The 14,233-nt window shown below is 51.3% G+C and carries 10 protein-coding genes; 9 read left to right on the top strand and 1 reads right to left on the bottom strand.

The genetic code is table 11. The features are described 5' to 3' along the window. The first annotated feature begins 73 nt into the window (after positions 1-73). The 4 genes from LC431_RS13690 to LC431_RS13675 all read left to right on the top strand — a co-directional run bounded on the left by LC431_RS13690 (position 74) and on the right by LC431_RS13675 (position 3,705). A complete protein-coding gene (locus LC431_RS13690; protein WP_112197631.1) occupies positions 74-1,297 on the top strand; it encodes a winged helix-turn-helix domain-containing protein in 1,224 nt (407 codons plus the stop codon). A 381-nt stretch (positions 1,298-1,678) separates the two neighbouring features. After that, a complete protein-coding gene (locus LC431_RS13685) occupies positions 1,679-1,861 on the top strand; it encodes a Trm112 family protein (RefSeq protein ID WP_013574842.1) in 183 nt (60 codons plus the stop codon). Then, the gene (kdsB, locus tag LC431_RS13680; RefSeq protein ID WP_013574843.1) at positions 1,858-2,616 is read left to right on the top strand and encodes a 3-deoxy-manno-octulosonate cytidylyltransferase; all 759 of its coding nucleotides are present in this window, start codon (positions 1,858-1,860) and stop codon (positions 2,614-2,616) included. Before LC431_RS13685 ends, kdsB begins: the two co-directional genes overlap by 4 nt. Before the next feature lie 195 nt (positions 2,617-2,811). Then, positions 2,812-3,705, top strand: coding sequence for a YcbJ family phosphotransferase (locus LC431_RS13675; protein ID WP_121019482.1), 894 nt, complete (start codon positions 2,812-2,814; stop codon positions 3,703-3,705). Between the two features lies 1 nt (position 3,706). Here the strand turns inward: LC431_RS13675 and elyC are convergent, their stop codons facing one another. Further along, entirely contained in the window at positions 3,707-4,486 is a 780-nt protein-coding gene (gene elyC, locus LC431_RS13670) for an envelope biogenesis factor ElyC (RefSeq protein WP_013574845.1), read from the bottom strand. A gap of 155 nt (positions 4,487-4,641) precedes the next feature. On the opposite strand from elyC, the gene cmoM reads away from it, so the two are divergent. From cmoM to ldtD, 5 genes are all read left to right on the top strand, one after another. Next, positions 4,642-5,427: a tRNA uridine 5-oxyacetic acid(34) methyltransferase CmoM gene (gene cmoM / locus LC431_RS13665; protein ID WP_121019481.1), complete on the top strand. Its 786-nt coding sequence runs from the start codon at positions 4,642-4,644 to the stop codon at positions 5,425-5,427. After that, on the top strand, positions 5,424-6,746 hold the full coding sequence (mukF, locus tag LC431_RS13660; protein WP_013574847.1) for a chromosome partition protein MukF: 1,323 nt from the start codon (positions 5,424-5,426) through the stop codon (positions 6,744-6,746). Before cmoM ends, mukF begins: the two co-directional genes overlap by 4 nt. After that, positions 6,727-7,458 (top strand): chromosome partition protein MukE, encoded by a 732-nt coding sequence (mukE, locus tag LC431_RS13655; RefSeq protein ID WP_223509987.1) that lies wholly within the window; start codon positions 6,727-6,729, stop codon positions 7,456-7,458. Before mukF ends, mukE begins: the two co-directional genes overlap by 20 nt. Further along, positions 7,455-11,903 carry a chromosome partition protein MukB gene (gene mukB / locus LC431_RS13650; protein WP_013574849.1) on the top strand — a complete coding sequence of 1,483 codons (4,449 nt, stop codon included), beginning with the start codon at positions 7,455-7,457 and terminating at the stop codon, positions 11,901-11,903. Before mukE ends, mukB begins: the two co-directional genes overlap by 4 nt. Before the next feature lie 361 nt (positions 11,904-12,264). Next, entirely contained in the window at positions 12,265-14,115 is a 1,851-nt protein-coding gene (gene ldtD, locus LC431_RS13645; RefSeq protein ID WP_013574850.1) for a L,D-transpeptidase, read from the top strand. The last annotated feature ends 118 nt before the right edge of the window (positions 14,116-14,233 follow it).

Below are 14,233 nucleotides of genomic sequence, written 5' to 3'. Positions count from 1 at the left end.
TGAGTTGAATTTTACGCTCCGGTAAAAATATGCTATCGGTATCCACAGTTAAATTGCTGCCACGGATACCGATATGTCTCACCCGGTTATATCTCTTGCTTCAGCCCGCACCCTGCATCTATCTGCGCAAAATCTTCTTAAACCAGTGACCCGAAAGCCTGTTGCTGCGGATGTCGTTCAGGCGATCCGTGATATGGGATTGCTGCAAATTGACACGATAAGCGTGGTTGCGCGCAGTCCTTATCTGGTGTTGTTCAGCCGCTTAGGTAATTACGACCCTCAATGGCTGGAACAAGCCCTCCCGGCAGGAAAAATATTCGAGTATTGGGCACATGAGGCCTGTTTTATTCCCAGTGAAGATTACGGACTCCTGCGCCACCGGATGCTCAATCCTCAGGGGATGGGGTGGAAATTTTCTCAGACCTGGTTTGATGAACATCAGACGGATATTGAGGCACTGCTGGGACACATTGCTGAAAATGGCCCTGTGCGTTCGGCCGATTTCAGTACAGATAAAAAGTCTGCCAGCGGCTGGTGGGACTGGAAGCCTCATAAAAAGCACCTGGAAACATTGTTTACTTCCGGGAAACTGATGGTGTCTGAACGGCGTAATTTCCACCGGGTTTACGACCTTGCTGAACGGGTGATGCCTGGCTGGGACGATGCGAGCCAGACTCTTGAACAGTCTGCAGCGGAATATCAGATGCTGCGGCGCTCGGCGCAATATCTTGGCATCTTTAGACCGGAATGGCTGGCGGACTATTATCGCCTCAGGCGGGTGAATACCAAGGCTGTGATTGCACAATTACTGATGGATGAGGAAATTACACCGGTCGAAGTGGCCGGGCTTGAAGATATTTACTATGTCCACCGGAAACAGTTTCCCCTTCTGCAACAAGCCACTGAATCACGGATCGGTTCAACGGTCACCACGCTGCTTTCACCTTTTGATCCCGTGGTATGGGATCGTAAACGCGCCTCAATGTTGTTTAATTTTGAATACCGGATCGAATGCTATACGCCGGAAGCAAAACGCCAGTACGGCTATTTCACGCTACCCATACTGCAGCGGGGTGAACTGATTGGTCGGGTGGATGCAAAAATGCATCGCAAAGAAAAACTACTGGAAGTGAAAAGCCTCCATCTCGAGCCCGATGTGACGATGTCTTCACGACGTGCAAAAGATATACACGGAGCAATCAGCCGGTTTGCACAGTGGCAGGGAGCTGAAAAAGTCAAAACCTTGAAAGTACCTGAAACGTTAACGGTGTTTTGGGAAAGAGACTGGCAGATTTAATGTCACAAAATGAAACGGCTGCATCAGGCAGCCGTTATTTCACGATGATTGCAGGTGGCATCCAGCTTAGTGGCTGAAGTTAGCGAACATTGCGATGATTTTGTTAATGGTTTTCATTTTTAGTGCTCATATTGAAGGTGTTTAGTGTGACGTGCATCACAAAAAAATTGTACTCCCACGAAATCGGCAGCGCAATGCTCCTCAGGAGATATTTTTTATTTACAGAAATGTAACTTCTTTGAAGTCGTATCGGAGGATGAGTGAGGATTAACGCGGGGTGCGGCGTTATGTTATTCTCCTGAACCGCTATGTTGTGTTTCCAATGCTTTTTTACGTTACACCTTGCTGAAAATGCGGTGTATTCGCCTCCGGGAGGAATTTATGGACCACCGTTTGCTTGAAATCGTTGCGTGCCCTGTATGTAACGGGAAGCTTTACTTTAATAAAGAGTCGCAGGAATTAGTGTGTAAGGCAGACAGCCTGGCTTATCCCGTGCGTGAGGGTATCCCTGTTTTATTAGAAAACGAGGCCCGCCCGCTTTCTGTTGATGAGACACACCCATGAGTTTTGTTGCTATTATCCCGGCCCGCTTCGGGTCAAGCCGTTTGCCGGGGAAGCCGTTGGCCGATATCAACGGTAAACCTATGGTTGTGCATGTGATGGAACGTGCACGGGAGTCGGGTGCTAAACGTGTAATTGTTGCGACAGACCATCCTGACGTTGTGGCGGCGGTTGAAGCTGCGGGTGGTGAAGTTTGTCTTACCCGACCTGATCATCAGTCAGGCACTGAGCGTCTGGCAGAAGTCATCGATTTATGTCAGTTTTCCGATGATGAAATTATCGTTAATGTTCAGGGCGACGAGCCGCTGATCCCGCCTGTTATCATCCGTCAGGTGGCTGATAATCTGGCAAACAGTGAAGCAGGAATGGCAACACTGGCAGTGCCAATTGAAACAGCGGAAGAAGCGTTTAACCCGAATGCGGTCAAAGTGGTTCGGGATGCCAAAGGTTACGCCATGTATTTTTCCCGCGCTACAATTCCTTGGGAACGTGAACGTTTTGCCGTGTCGAAAGAAACGGTTGGTGATGTCTTCCTTCGTCACATCGGTATTTATGCATACCGTGCTGGTTTCATTCGCCAGTATGTGAAGTGGGAACCGACTAAACTTGAGCACATCGAATTACTCGAACAACTCCGGGTGCTGTGGTACGGTGAAAAAATCCACGTTGATGTAGCGAAGGCCATTCCTTCTGTGGGTGTCGATACCGCTGAGGATCTGGAACGTGTGCGCGTAATTTTGGGGCATAAAAATTCCTGACCACACAGAGTATAAAAAGTCATAAAAGCGGAATGTTCCGGCATTCCGTTTTGTCATCACTGTTCTCTTTTCGTTTTGCGCACTGCCTTCCTGTTTCTGCCCCGACTATCCGGTTTTTGTTTGATCTGAAACGGGGTAATCCTTTCCTGAAACTTTCATCATAAACGTTAATTTATTCGTCACTGCGAACACGTTATGGAACAGCTAAAAGCCGAATTGAGTATTGTGCTGGGCGAGCGTTTATCCCGCCTCGAATGTGTCAGTGAGCAGCCTTATGCCCATCTTTTTTCCCTTTATGATGAGCAGGGTTATGCGATGCCATTGATGGCGAAGAGTTTTACTTGTCAGGGAATCGCCGGGCAGGAGGCTTATAAATTATCAATGCTGGCGCGGGAGGGCGTGGTGAGGGTGCCTACGGTTTATGGCATGGTCACCACGCATCAGAAACCGTATCAGGAAATATTGCTGATTGAACGTCTGCGCGGCGTATCGGCGGAAGCGCCAACACGCACCCCTGAACGCTGGCAAATCTTGCAGGAGCAAATTGTCGAGGCGATGCTGGCGTGGCACCGGATTGACAGCCACGGTTGTGTCGGTTCTGTTGACAGCACGCAGGAAAATCGCTGGGAAAACTGGTACCCGCAGCGGGTGGAGGTGTTGTGGGCAACGTTATCGAATTTACAGGCATCCGAACTCACACCTGACGACCGCACGCTGCTTTTCCGTTCCCGTGCCTGCATTCCTAAGCTATTTGAAGAGTTCGACGATACACCGGTACTGGTACACGGCAATCTCTCGTTGCGCAGCATGCTCAAAGATCCTCGCAGCGATCAACTGCTGGCAATGATTAATCCCGGCACCGTGTTATGGGCGCCGAGGGAGTTTGATCTTTTCAGGTTGTGGGAAAAAGGCATGAGCGAGCAATTGCTGTTCAGTTATCTGCAAAAAGCACCTGTTTCAGAAACATTCCTCGCACGGCGCTGGTTGTATCTGGTGTGGGAATCAGTCGCGCATCTGATTCATACCGGTAAGCTTGATCGCCGGCAATTCGATTATGCACGGCAGCAATTGTTGCCGTGGCTTAACTGAGTTACTTCGCTGCGGGTGCCGGCAGCGTCATCCATTGCCATGCGCGCCCCAGCGTTTCATACCATGCCCGCTCGCTGTGAGACAAGAACAGTGCCTGTGGCAACGCTTTTTCCCACGGATTGAGCGGGGAATCTATCGCAAGCTGATTCGCTGGTGCCGGAATAGGGTTCAGTCCCAGTTGCCGGAAGAAAATGATTGCCCGCGGCAGATGGTTTGCCGACGTCACCAGCACAAACGGCTGCTCTCCCAGCATTTCTTTAACCTGCAAGGCTTCCTGATGTGTATCCCGTGGCCTGTCGAGCAGAATAATATCGCTCTCCGGCACCCCTAAACTCTCCGCAACTTTCCCGGCGACCGCAGCACTGCTCATCGGGTTGGTCATGGCCCGCGCACCGGTGAAGATCATTTTTGAACCGGGATTTGCCCGGTAAATGCGGATCCCTTCGGCCACGCGAGGAAGGCTGTTATTGATGAGATTAGAACTCGGTGCCCACGCCGGGTTATAGGTATAACCGCCGCCCAGTACGACAACATATTTTACCGGCACATTGCCACTGGCCTGGTAAGTGGGGTAAACCGATTCAATAGGACGCAGCAGGTTATCCGCAACAGGTTGCAAGCTGAGCAGCAACAGAAGCAGCCAACTCAGTGAAAAAAACACTTTTCCGGTTTTTTGCCAGCGGGTCATCCACAGCAACACCAGTGCAATCGCCATGAAGAGCAGAATAAATGGCAGAGGTAATAGCAGGCCCCCCAGCGTCTTTTTTAGGATAAATAACATCAGAAACCGATCCTTTTGGGTGAAAAAACGACATCCGGGCGTGAATCCGCGTCAGGATGATTTATTCTATGCCAGCCTGTGCCAAAATAGCACTTCACCCGGTATCACCGCACAGCCATCATTAACAAATTGTTTTTAGAAACAGGGTTCATTTCATGCAGGATCGTAATTTCGACGATATGGCCGAGAAGTTTTCGCGCAATATCTACGGCACAACAAAGGGACGTATCCGTCAGGCTGTGCTGGGTCAGGATCTGCATGATTTACTACAGACTTTGCCTCAGCGGCCACTGCGCATCCTTGATGCGGGCGGCGGTGAAGGACAAATGGCCTGTGAACTGGCAGCTTTAGGACATAAGGTCTTGTTGTGTGATCTCTCCGGTGAGATGATCCGCCGCGCCGAGGCGGCTGCGCTGGAAAAAGGTGTGAGCGACAACATGCAATTTGTACAATGTCCGGCTCAGCATATCGCCGAACATTTGGAACAGCCGGTTGATCTGATATTGTTCCATGCGGTCATCGAATGGCTGGCCGAACCTCAACAGGCTCTGGCCGCACTGGTCGATTGTCTGAAGCCCGGTGGCGCAATATCACTGATGTTTTACAATATCCACGGTCTGGTCATGCGGCACATGATCCTTGGCAATTTTGCTCATGTTGAAGCGGGTGTGCCAAAAATCAAAAAAAGCTCCCTGCTACCCGATCACCCGCTGGAACCCGCACAGGTTTACCAGTGGCTGGAAGAACTTGGGATGCAGATCAGCGGCAAGACCGGTGTTAGAGTGTTCCACGATTATTTGCGAAACAGACAACAACATAAACAGGATTTTGATGAGCTTCTGGCGCTGGAACAGCGTTATTGTCGTCAGGAACCTTTTGTTAGTTTGGGACGTTACATCCACGTGATGGCGCACAAACCCATTCTGAAGGACGAATTATGAGTGAATTTTCCCAGACTGTACCCGAACTGGTCGCCTGGGCACGCAAAAATGATTTCTCAATTTCGCTGCCAACGGAGCGGCTGGCTTTTCTTCTGGCAATCGCCACATTAAACAGCGAGCGCCTTGATGGAGAAATGAGTGAGGGTGAACTGGTGGACGCGTTTCGTCATGTCAGCAAGGGATTTGAGCAGACAAATGAAACCATCACCGTACGTGCCAATAACGCCATCAATGACATGGTGCGTCAGCGTTTGCTCAACCGTTTTGTCAGTGAACTGGCCGACGGTAATGCCATTTATCGCCTGACGCCTTTGGCGATCGGCATTTCAGATTATTACATCCGCCAGCGTGAGTTCTCAACGTTGCGGTTGTCTATGCAGTTGTCGATCGTTGCGCAGGAACTCAAGCGTGCAGCCGATGCAGCCGAAGAGGGCGGTGATGATTTTCACTGGCATCGCAATGTTTACGCGCCACTTAAATACTCTGTAGCTGAAATTTTTGACAGCATCGACATGACCCAGCGGATCATGGACGAGCAGCAGCAGGGCGTGAAAGACGACATTGCCGCGTTGCTCAATAAAGACTGGCGTGCGGCAATTTCCAGTTGTGAAATCCTCCTGTCAGAAACTTCCGGCACGCTGCGTGAATTGCAGGATACGCTCGAGGCGGCCGGTAACCTGTTGCAGGCGCATCTTATGCGTATTCAGGATGCCACGATGGTCGAACTCGATTTGAGCTTTGTCGACAAACTGGTTTTCGACCTGCAGAACAAACTCGACCGCATTACCAGTTGGGGCCAGCAGGCTATTGACCTGTGGATTGGCTATGACCGGCATGTGCATAAATTTATCCGTACCGCCATCGACATGGATAAAAACCGGGTGTTCGCCCAGCGTCTGCGCCAGTCGGTTCAGAACTATTTTGATCAGCCATGGACGCTGACCTTCGCCAATGCTGACCGTCTGCTGGATATGCGCGATGAAGAACTGGCCTTGCGCAGCGAGGAAGTGACCGGCGAACTTCCGCCAGATCTTGAGTTTGAAGAATTTAACGAAATCCGCGAACAACTTGCGGCATTGATTGAACAGGCATTACAGGTTTATCAGCAACAAAAAACGCCGCTCAATCTGGGCATGGTAATGCGCGAATATCTTAAACAGTATCCGCGTGCCCGACATTTTGATGTCGCGCGAATTGTGGTCGACCAGGCTGTGCGCCTTGGTGTGGCTGAAGCAGATTTTTCAGGATTGCATGCCGAATGGCAGGCAATCAATGATTACGGAGCCAAGGTGCAGGCCCATGTCATCGACAAATATTGAACACATAATGCCAGCTAAGCTGGCGCAGGCACTGGCGAACTCAGTGTTTCCTGCTCTCGACAGCCAGCTGCGTTCTGGCCGTCATATCGGTATTGATGAGCTGGATAACCACGCTTTCCTGATGGACTATCAGGAAGAAATGGAACTCTTTTACAGCCGCTACAACGTGGAGTTAATCCGGGCACCTGAAGGTTTCTTCTATCTGCGTCCGCGCTCCACTACGCTTATCCCGCGTTCAGTCTTATCTGAACTGGACATGATGGTGGGTAAAATCCTTTGCTATCTGTATCTCAGCCCGGAACGTCTGGCGCATGAGGGGATTTTTACCCAGCAGGAACTGTATGACGAATTACTGAGCCTGGCGGATGAAAGCAAATTACTTAAATACGTCAACCAACGTTCAACCGGCTCAGATTTGGATCGCCAGAAATTGCAGGACAAAGTCCGCACGTCCCTGAACCGACTACGCCGGCTGGGCATGGTGTATTTCATGGGGATTGATAGCAGCAAATTCCGTATCACTGAAGCGGTATTCCGGTTTGGTGCGGATGTCCGCAGCGGCGATGACGCGCGCGAAGCACAACTGCGGATGATCCGCGACGGTGAAGCAATGCCCGTCGACAGCGCGCTGTCACTGAATGACGAAAGTGAGGACGGCGAATCGCTGGCAGTGCAGCAAGGGCATGAGAGCGCAGAGGATGAACAGGAATGATTGAACGCGGTAAATTTCGCTCACTGACGCTGGTTAACTGGAACGGGTTCTTTGCCCGTACTTTTGACCTCGACTCACTGGTCACCACGCTTTCCGGCGGTAACGGGGCCGGTAAATCCACCACGATGGCGGCTTTCGTTACGGCGCTGATCCCCGATCTGACGTTGCTGCATTTCCGTAACACCACCGAAGCGGGCGCAACTTCCGGTTCGCGTGATAAAGGCCTGCACGGTAAATTGCGCGCGGGTGTCTGTTACTCGGTTCTGGATGTGGTGAACTCCCGTCACCAGCGTATTGTCGTGGGGGTTCGTCTGCAGCAGGTCGCTGGTCGTGACCGTAAAGTCGACATTAAACCTTTCACGATTCAGGGCTTGCCGGTTGCGGTCAATCCGACGGAAATGTTGACTGAAACGGTCGGCGAGCGTCAGGCTCGTGTGCTGTCTTTGCAGGAACTGAAAGATCGCGTGGAAGCGATGGAAGGCGTGCAGTTCAAGCAGTTCAACTCGATTACCGATTACCATGCCCTGATGTTTGATCTGGGTGTTATTCCACGTCGTTTGCGATCGGCATCCGACCGTAGCAAGTTCTATCGTCTGATTGAAGCCTCGCTTTATGGCGGTATTTCCAGTGCCATCACCCGTTCCCTGCGCGACTATTTGTTGCCGGAAAACAGTGGCGTGCGGAAAGCCTTCCAGGATATGGAAGCGGCGCTGCGTGAAAACCGCATGACGCTGGAAGCTATCCGCGTTACTCAGTCTGACCGCGACCTGTTTAAACATCTGATTTCTGAAGCGACGTCTTACGTGGCTGCAGACTATATGCGTCACGCCAATGAACGCCGTATTCATCTCGATGGTGCGCTGGTACTGCGTAATGATTTGTTCACCAGCCGCAAACAGTTGTCCGGCGAGCAATACCGTCATGTCGAAATGGCACGTGAACTGGCTGAGCAAAGTGGTGCGCAAAGCGATTTAGAAACCGATTATCAGGCTGCCAGCGATCATCTGAGTCTGGTTCAGACGGCAATGCGTCAACAGGAAAAAATCGAGCGTTATGAAAGTGATCTCGAAGAGCTGACGTATCGTCTCGAAGAACAGAACGAAGTGGTGGCTGAAGCCAGCGAGCTGCACGCTGAACATGAAGCGCGCGCTGAAGCCGCTGAACTGGAAGTGGATGAGCTGAAAAGCCAGCTGGCCGATTACCAGCAGGCGCTGGATGTTCAGCAGACCCGTGCGATTCAGTATCAGCAGGCGTTGCAGGCCATTGAGCGTGCGCGCGATTTGTGCCAGATCCCCGATCTGAGCATTCAGAACAGTGAAGCATGGCTGGAAACTTTCCAGAGTAAAGAGCAGGAAGCGACTGAAATCCTGCTGATGCTGGAACAGAAGATGAGCGTCGCTTCTGCCGCCCATAATCAGTTTGAAACGGCTTATCAGCTGGTGGTAAAAATCGCCGGTGAAGTGAGCCGCAGTGACGCCTGGCAAACGGCGCGTGAATTACTGCGCGACTGGTCTTCACAACAGCATCAGGCCGAACGTGTCGAACCGCTGCGCATGCGCTTGTCCGAACTTGAAGGCCGCCTGCGTGAACAGCAGGATGCCGAACGTCAGTTGCAGGAATTCTGCAAGCGTACGGGTCAGGATGTGCATCCCGAAGATCTGGACGAAATGCAGCGTGAGCTGGAAGTACAGATCGAAGAATTACAGGGTGTTGTGTCGCAGGCAGGTGAGCGTCGCATGGAAATGCGTCAGGAACTTGAACGTGTTCAGTCTCGCATTCGCGAACTGACCGCCCGTGCACCCGTCTGGCTGGCCGCGCAGGAAGCACTTAGCCAGTTAAGCGAGCAAAGTAAGGAACCGCTGGAAAGCAGCCAGCAGGTGACCGAATACATGCAGCAGTTGCTGGAAACGGAACGCGAAACGACGGTTGAGCGTGACGAAGTGGCTGCCCGCAAGCGTCGTATTGAAGGGCAGATAACCCGCCTCAGCCAGCCAAGTGGTGCGGAAGATTCCCGCATGATCGCGCTTGCAGAACGCTTCGGTGGCGTGTTGTTGTCGGAAATTTATGATGACGTCACCATCGACGATGCGCCTTACTTCTCTGCATTGTATGGTCCGTCCCGCCACGCGATTGTGGTGCCTGATTTATCCCTGATCCGCGATCAGCTGGATGGGTTGGATGATTGCCCGGAAGACCTCTATCTTATCGAAGGGGATCCACAGTCATTTGATGACAATGTCTTTGAAGTAGAAGAAATGCAGGGCGCGGTACTGGTCAAAACGGGTGATCGCCAGTGGCGTTATTCTCACTTCCCACAGGTGCCATTGTTTGGCCGTGCGGCGCGTGAGAACCGTCTGGAAACCTTGCATAAAGAACGCGAAAACCTGTCAGAGCGTTACGCGACATTGTCGTTTGACGTGCAGAAAATTCAGCGTGCACATCAGGCATTTAGTCGTTTCATCGGCAGTCATTTAGCCGTGGCGTTTGACGCCGACCCGGAAGCTGAAATCCGCACTCTGAGCGGGCGTCGTGGCGAACTGGAACGCGCTATCAATGCGCATGAAGGCCAGAATCAGCAACAGCGTCAGCAATACGAGCAGGCGAAAGACGCTATCGGCATGCTCAATAAATTGCAGCCACGTGTCGGCTTGCTGTGTGATGAAACGCTGATTGATCGCGTTGAAGAAATCCGCGAAGAAATGGAAGAGGCACAGGATTCCGCCCGTTTCATTCAGCAACACGGTGTGTCACTGAGCAAGCTGGAACCGCTGGTATCGGTGCTGCAAAGCGACCCGGAACAGCATGAGCAACTGAAAGAAGATTACGCACAGGCGCAGCATGCACAGCGTCTGGCGAAGCAACAGGCATTCGCTCTGACGGAAGTGGTTCAGCGCCGTGCTCACTTCAGCTATACCGACTCCGCCGGCATGCTGAATGAAAACAGTGATCTGAATGACAAACTGCGTCAGCGTCTGGAACATGCGGAAGCGGAACGTACGCGTGCCCGTGAACAAATGCGTCAGCATCAGACACAACTGACGCAGTACAGTCAGGTTCTGGCCTCGCTGAAAAGTTCGTTCGATGCCAAACGCGATATGCTCAAAGAACTTAGCCAGGAATTGCAGGATATCGGTGTTCAGGCTGATGCAAATGCTGAAGCACGTGCTAAAACCCGCCGTGACGAACTGCACACCGCGCTCAGCACCAACCGGGCACGCTGTAATCAGCTCGAAAAACAAATCACCTTCTGCGAAGCAGAAATGGATAACCTGCAGAAGAAATTGCGCAAACTTGAGCGTGATTATCATCAGAGCCGCGAACAGGTAGTGACCTCGAAAGCGGGCTGGTGTGCGGTGATGCGTCTGGTGAAAGACAATGGCGTTGAACGTCGTTTGCACCGTCGTGAGCTGGCGTATATGGATGGCGACGAACTGCGTTCCATGTCGGATAAATCCCTTGGCGCGCTGCGTCTGGCGGTCTCTGATAACGAACATCTGCGCGATGTACTGCGTCTGTCCGAAGATCCAAAACGCCCTGAACGTAAAATCCAGTTCTACATTGCTGTATACCAGCATCTGCGCGAACGTATCCGTCAGGATATTATTCGTACCGATGATCCGGTTGAAGCGATTGAACAGATGGAAATCGAACTGGGCCGTCTGACCGAAGAACTGACAGCCCGTGAGCAGCAACTGGCTATCAGTTCGAAAAGTGTGGCGAATATCATCCGTAAAACCATTCAGCGCGAACAGAACCGTATCCGCCAGCTGAACCAGGGCCTGCAGGCTGTGGCCTTTGGTCAGGTGAAAAGTGTACGTTTGAACGTGAATGTACGCGAAGCGCACGCGGGACTGCTGGATGTGCTGTCTGAACAGCAGGAACAGCATCAGGATCTCTTCAGCAGTAACCGTCTGACCTTCTCGGAAGCGCTGGCGAAACTCTATCAGCGTCTGAACCCGCAAATTGATATGGGTCAGCGCACACCGCAAACTATTGGTGAAGAACTGCTGGATTACCGCAACTATCTCGAAATGGAAGTGGAAGTGAACCGTGGTTCTGACGGCTGGTTACGCGCAGAAAGCGGGGCGCTGTCAACGGGTGAAGCGATCGGTACCGGTATGTCGATTCTGGTGATGGTGGTTCAGAGCTGGGAAGACGAATCGAGCCGTATGCGCGGGAAGGATATTTCGCCTTGTCGTCTGCTGTTCCTTGATGAAGCCGCACGTCTGGATGCTAAATCTATCGCCACGCTGTTCGAGCTTTGCGACCGTCTGGAAATGCAGCTGATTATTGCGGCACCGGAAAACATCAGCCCTGAAAAAGGCACGACCTATAAACTGGTACGTAAAGTGTTCGGCAATAATGAACATGTACACGTGGTCGGTTTACGTGGATTCGCACCTGAACTTCCGGCACTGGTCAATACGGAAGCTGACGTTTCCTGAGTGTTTTCAGATAAATAAGATGTCTGATTTTTAAAAGCCCCGGCCTGAGCGCCGGGGCTTTTTATTGAAATTGCATCCATTTCACTTATATTTCTTTAAAAAGTTGTGGTGAACTAAATAGTTTGTAAGCCAACGCTAAGGTGCTGCGCAATTTATAGACGAATGCCTGAAAACAGCACATAAACACGTAAGGGAAGACTTTATTTAAACTGACAGCTGGCTTAGAGTCTTTACGTTACACGCGGGCTCTATTTCATTGAGTTCCTACGCAAAAAAAGAATTCTCTTTATATACTTATTCCAAGAGCTGTTGGCTCAATTTTGGGGATGAGATTGAGCACCTTATCGGGAGGCAAGGGAAGATGTTAATGAATCAAAGGTCTCTCAGGTTTTTAGTCGCCAGCTGTCTGCTGGCGAGCGGTCTCTCGCCGTGGTTTGCTGCATGGGCTACCGTGCCCGCGCTGCCATTAGGAAAAACCACGCTATCAAGCGTACAGAGCATGAGCCAGTTGCAGGCAGAGTTATTGCCAAGGGGCATCAGGCCGTTGTATCTGTCATCTCTGTCATCGCTTTATGCTGCAAATCATATGCAGCCCATGTGGAACGATCGTGAAACAGTTCAGTTATTCCAGCAGCAACTCGCCGAGCTGGCCATATCGGGGATCCAGCCTCAGTTCACGCAATGGGTGAAATGGCTGACGGATCCGCAAGTTACCGGCATGGCCCGTGATGTGGTGTTGTCAGATGCAATGCTGGGCTATTTGCAGTTTACGAGCAGCGTGGAAGCCAATGGAGATAAGTGGTTATACAGCGCCACACCGTACAAAATGACGACGCCGTCGCTGACTGTGATTAATCAGTGGCAACTGGCTGTGCGTCAGGGCAATACGTCACACTATTTGTCGACTCTCGCACCACAGCACCCTTATTACACCAAAATGCATGATGCATTGAAAATCATGCTGACGGACAATCGACCATGGCCCGTGATGACAGGATCAGCCAGTTTGCGTCCGGACCAGATCAGTGACGATGTCCCGGCCTTGCGGGAGATCCTGACCCGAACTGGTATGATGGTCGCCTCGCCTGAAGAGAATAAGGTGGCTAAACCGACAGATGAAACTATCGCTCCGAACACGCCGGGAAGCGCGGCAAATGACGATCTGTCTGTTGATGAAACCGCTGATAAGGCCCAGCAATCGACCCCGGCTGTCAGCCCTTCCGCAACATCAGTACAAGATGTCCTGCCAACGGTTCAGTCGACAGAAGTGCCAGCGACACCCGCGCCAGTGGCTGTCGCTGATAATCAGTACACACCGGATTTAGTGGAAGCTGTTAAGCGTTTTCAAAAATGGCAGGGGCTGGAAGCGGACGGTATTATTGGCGGACGTACCCGTCAGTGGCTGAATGCCTCTCCGCAATTGCGTGCTACCTTGCTGGCGCTGAATATTCAGCGTCTGCGCATTCTTCCAGGCAATGTGAACACCGGAATCATGGTGAACATTCCAAACTATCAGCTCACCTATTATCTCAATGGCAATGAAGTGTTGTCGTCACGGGTAATTGTCGGTCGTCCAAGCCGTAAAACGCCGTTAATGAGCAGTGCGTTGAATAATGTGGTGGTCAATCCACCGTGGAATGTGCCCACAACGTTAGTGCGTGAAGATATCGTGCCTAAAGCCATGAACAATCCCGGTTACTTCCAGCAACATGGCTATCAGGTATTGTCTGGCTGGAGTAACGATGCTGAAGTCATCGATCCTTCAATGATCGACTGGGCAATGATATCACCCAACCATTTCCCCTATCGCATCCGTCAGGCGCCGGGCGTAAGCAACTCTCTGGGGCGGTATAAATTTAATATGCCGAGTTCTGATGCTATTTATCTGCATGACACGCCAAACCATAACTTGTTCAGCAAAGACATTCGTGCGCTGAGTTCTGGCTGTGTGAGGGTGAATAAGGCTTCTGAATTAGCCAATATGCTGTTACAGGATGCAGGCTGGAATGACACGCGAATATCTTCTGCATTGCAGGGCGGCAATACCACGTATGTGGCAATACGCCATCATATACCGGTAAAACTGTTTTATCTGACGGCATGGGTCGCGGATGACGGTAAGCCGCAATTCAGAACAGATATTTACAATTATGATTCAACGGTGAGATCCGGTGCACAAATTCTGCCTCAGGCGGAAATTTTGCTTCAATAAATGCAGTAAAACTAATCTGATAAGGGTCAGAGTATTTGGCCATCGAACGAGCGTGAGCCACTGGCACGCTCGTTTTGCTTATATGGGTTCCCTTGACTCGCAGAAAATTGGCAGTTAA

Origin of the sequence: Rahnella sp. GSA61A (genome assembly GCF_019969905.1) — a bacterium.
GTDB classification, from domain to species: Bacteria; Pseudomonadota; Gammaproteobacteria; order Enterobacterales; family Enterobacteriaceae; genus Rahnella; species Rahnella aceris.
Note: the sequence above shows the minus strand (reverse complement) of the source record. Positions and strands in the feature narration are given on the sequence as shown.

Excerpts from the sequence above, each read along its gene's own strand:
- mukB (WP_013574849.1), top strand. The coding sequence starts at position 7,455 with ATGATTGAACGCGGTAAATTTCGCTCACTGACGCTGGTTAACTGGAAC.
- kdsB (WP_013574843.1), top strand. The coding sequence starts at position 1,858 with ATGAGTTTTGTTGCTATTATCCCGGCCCGCTTCGGGTCAAGCCGTTTG.
- ldtD (WP_013574850.1), top strand. The coding sequence starts at position 12,265 with ATGTTAATGAATCAAAGGTCTCTCAGGTTTTTAGTCGCCAGCTGTCTG.
- mukF (WP_013574847.1), top strand. The coding sequence starts at position 5,424 with ATGAGTGAATTTTCCCAGACTGTACCCGAACTGGTCGCCTGGGCACGC.
- elyC (WP_013574845.1), bottom strand. The coding sequence starts at position 4,486 with ATGTTATTTATCCTAAAAAAGACGCTGGGGGGCCTGCTATTACCTCTG.
- mukE (WP_223509987.1), top strand. The coding sequence starts at position 6,727 with ATGTCATCGACAAATATTGAACACATAATGCCAGCTAAGCTGGCGCAG.
- LC431_RS13685 (WP_013574842.1), top strand. The coding sequence starts at position 1,679 with ATGGACCACCGTTTGCTTGAAATCGTTGCGTGCCCTGTATGTAACGGG.
- LC431_RS13675 (WP_121019482.1), top strand. The coding sequence starts at position 2,812 with ATGGAACAGCTAAAAGCCGAATTGAGTATTGTGCTGGGCGAGCGTTTA.
- LC431_RS13690 (WP_112197631.1), top strand. The coding sequence starts at position 74 with ATGTCTCACCCGGTTATATCTCTTGCTTCAGCCCGCACCCTGCATCTA.
- cmoM (WP_121019481.1), top strand. The coding sequence starts at position 4,642 with ATGCAGGATCGTAATTTCGACGATATGGCCGAGAAGTTTTCGCGCAAT.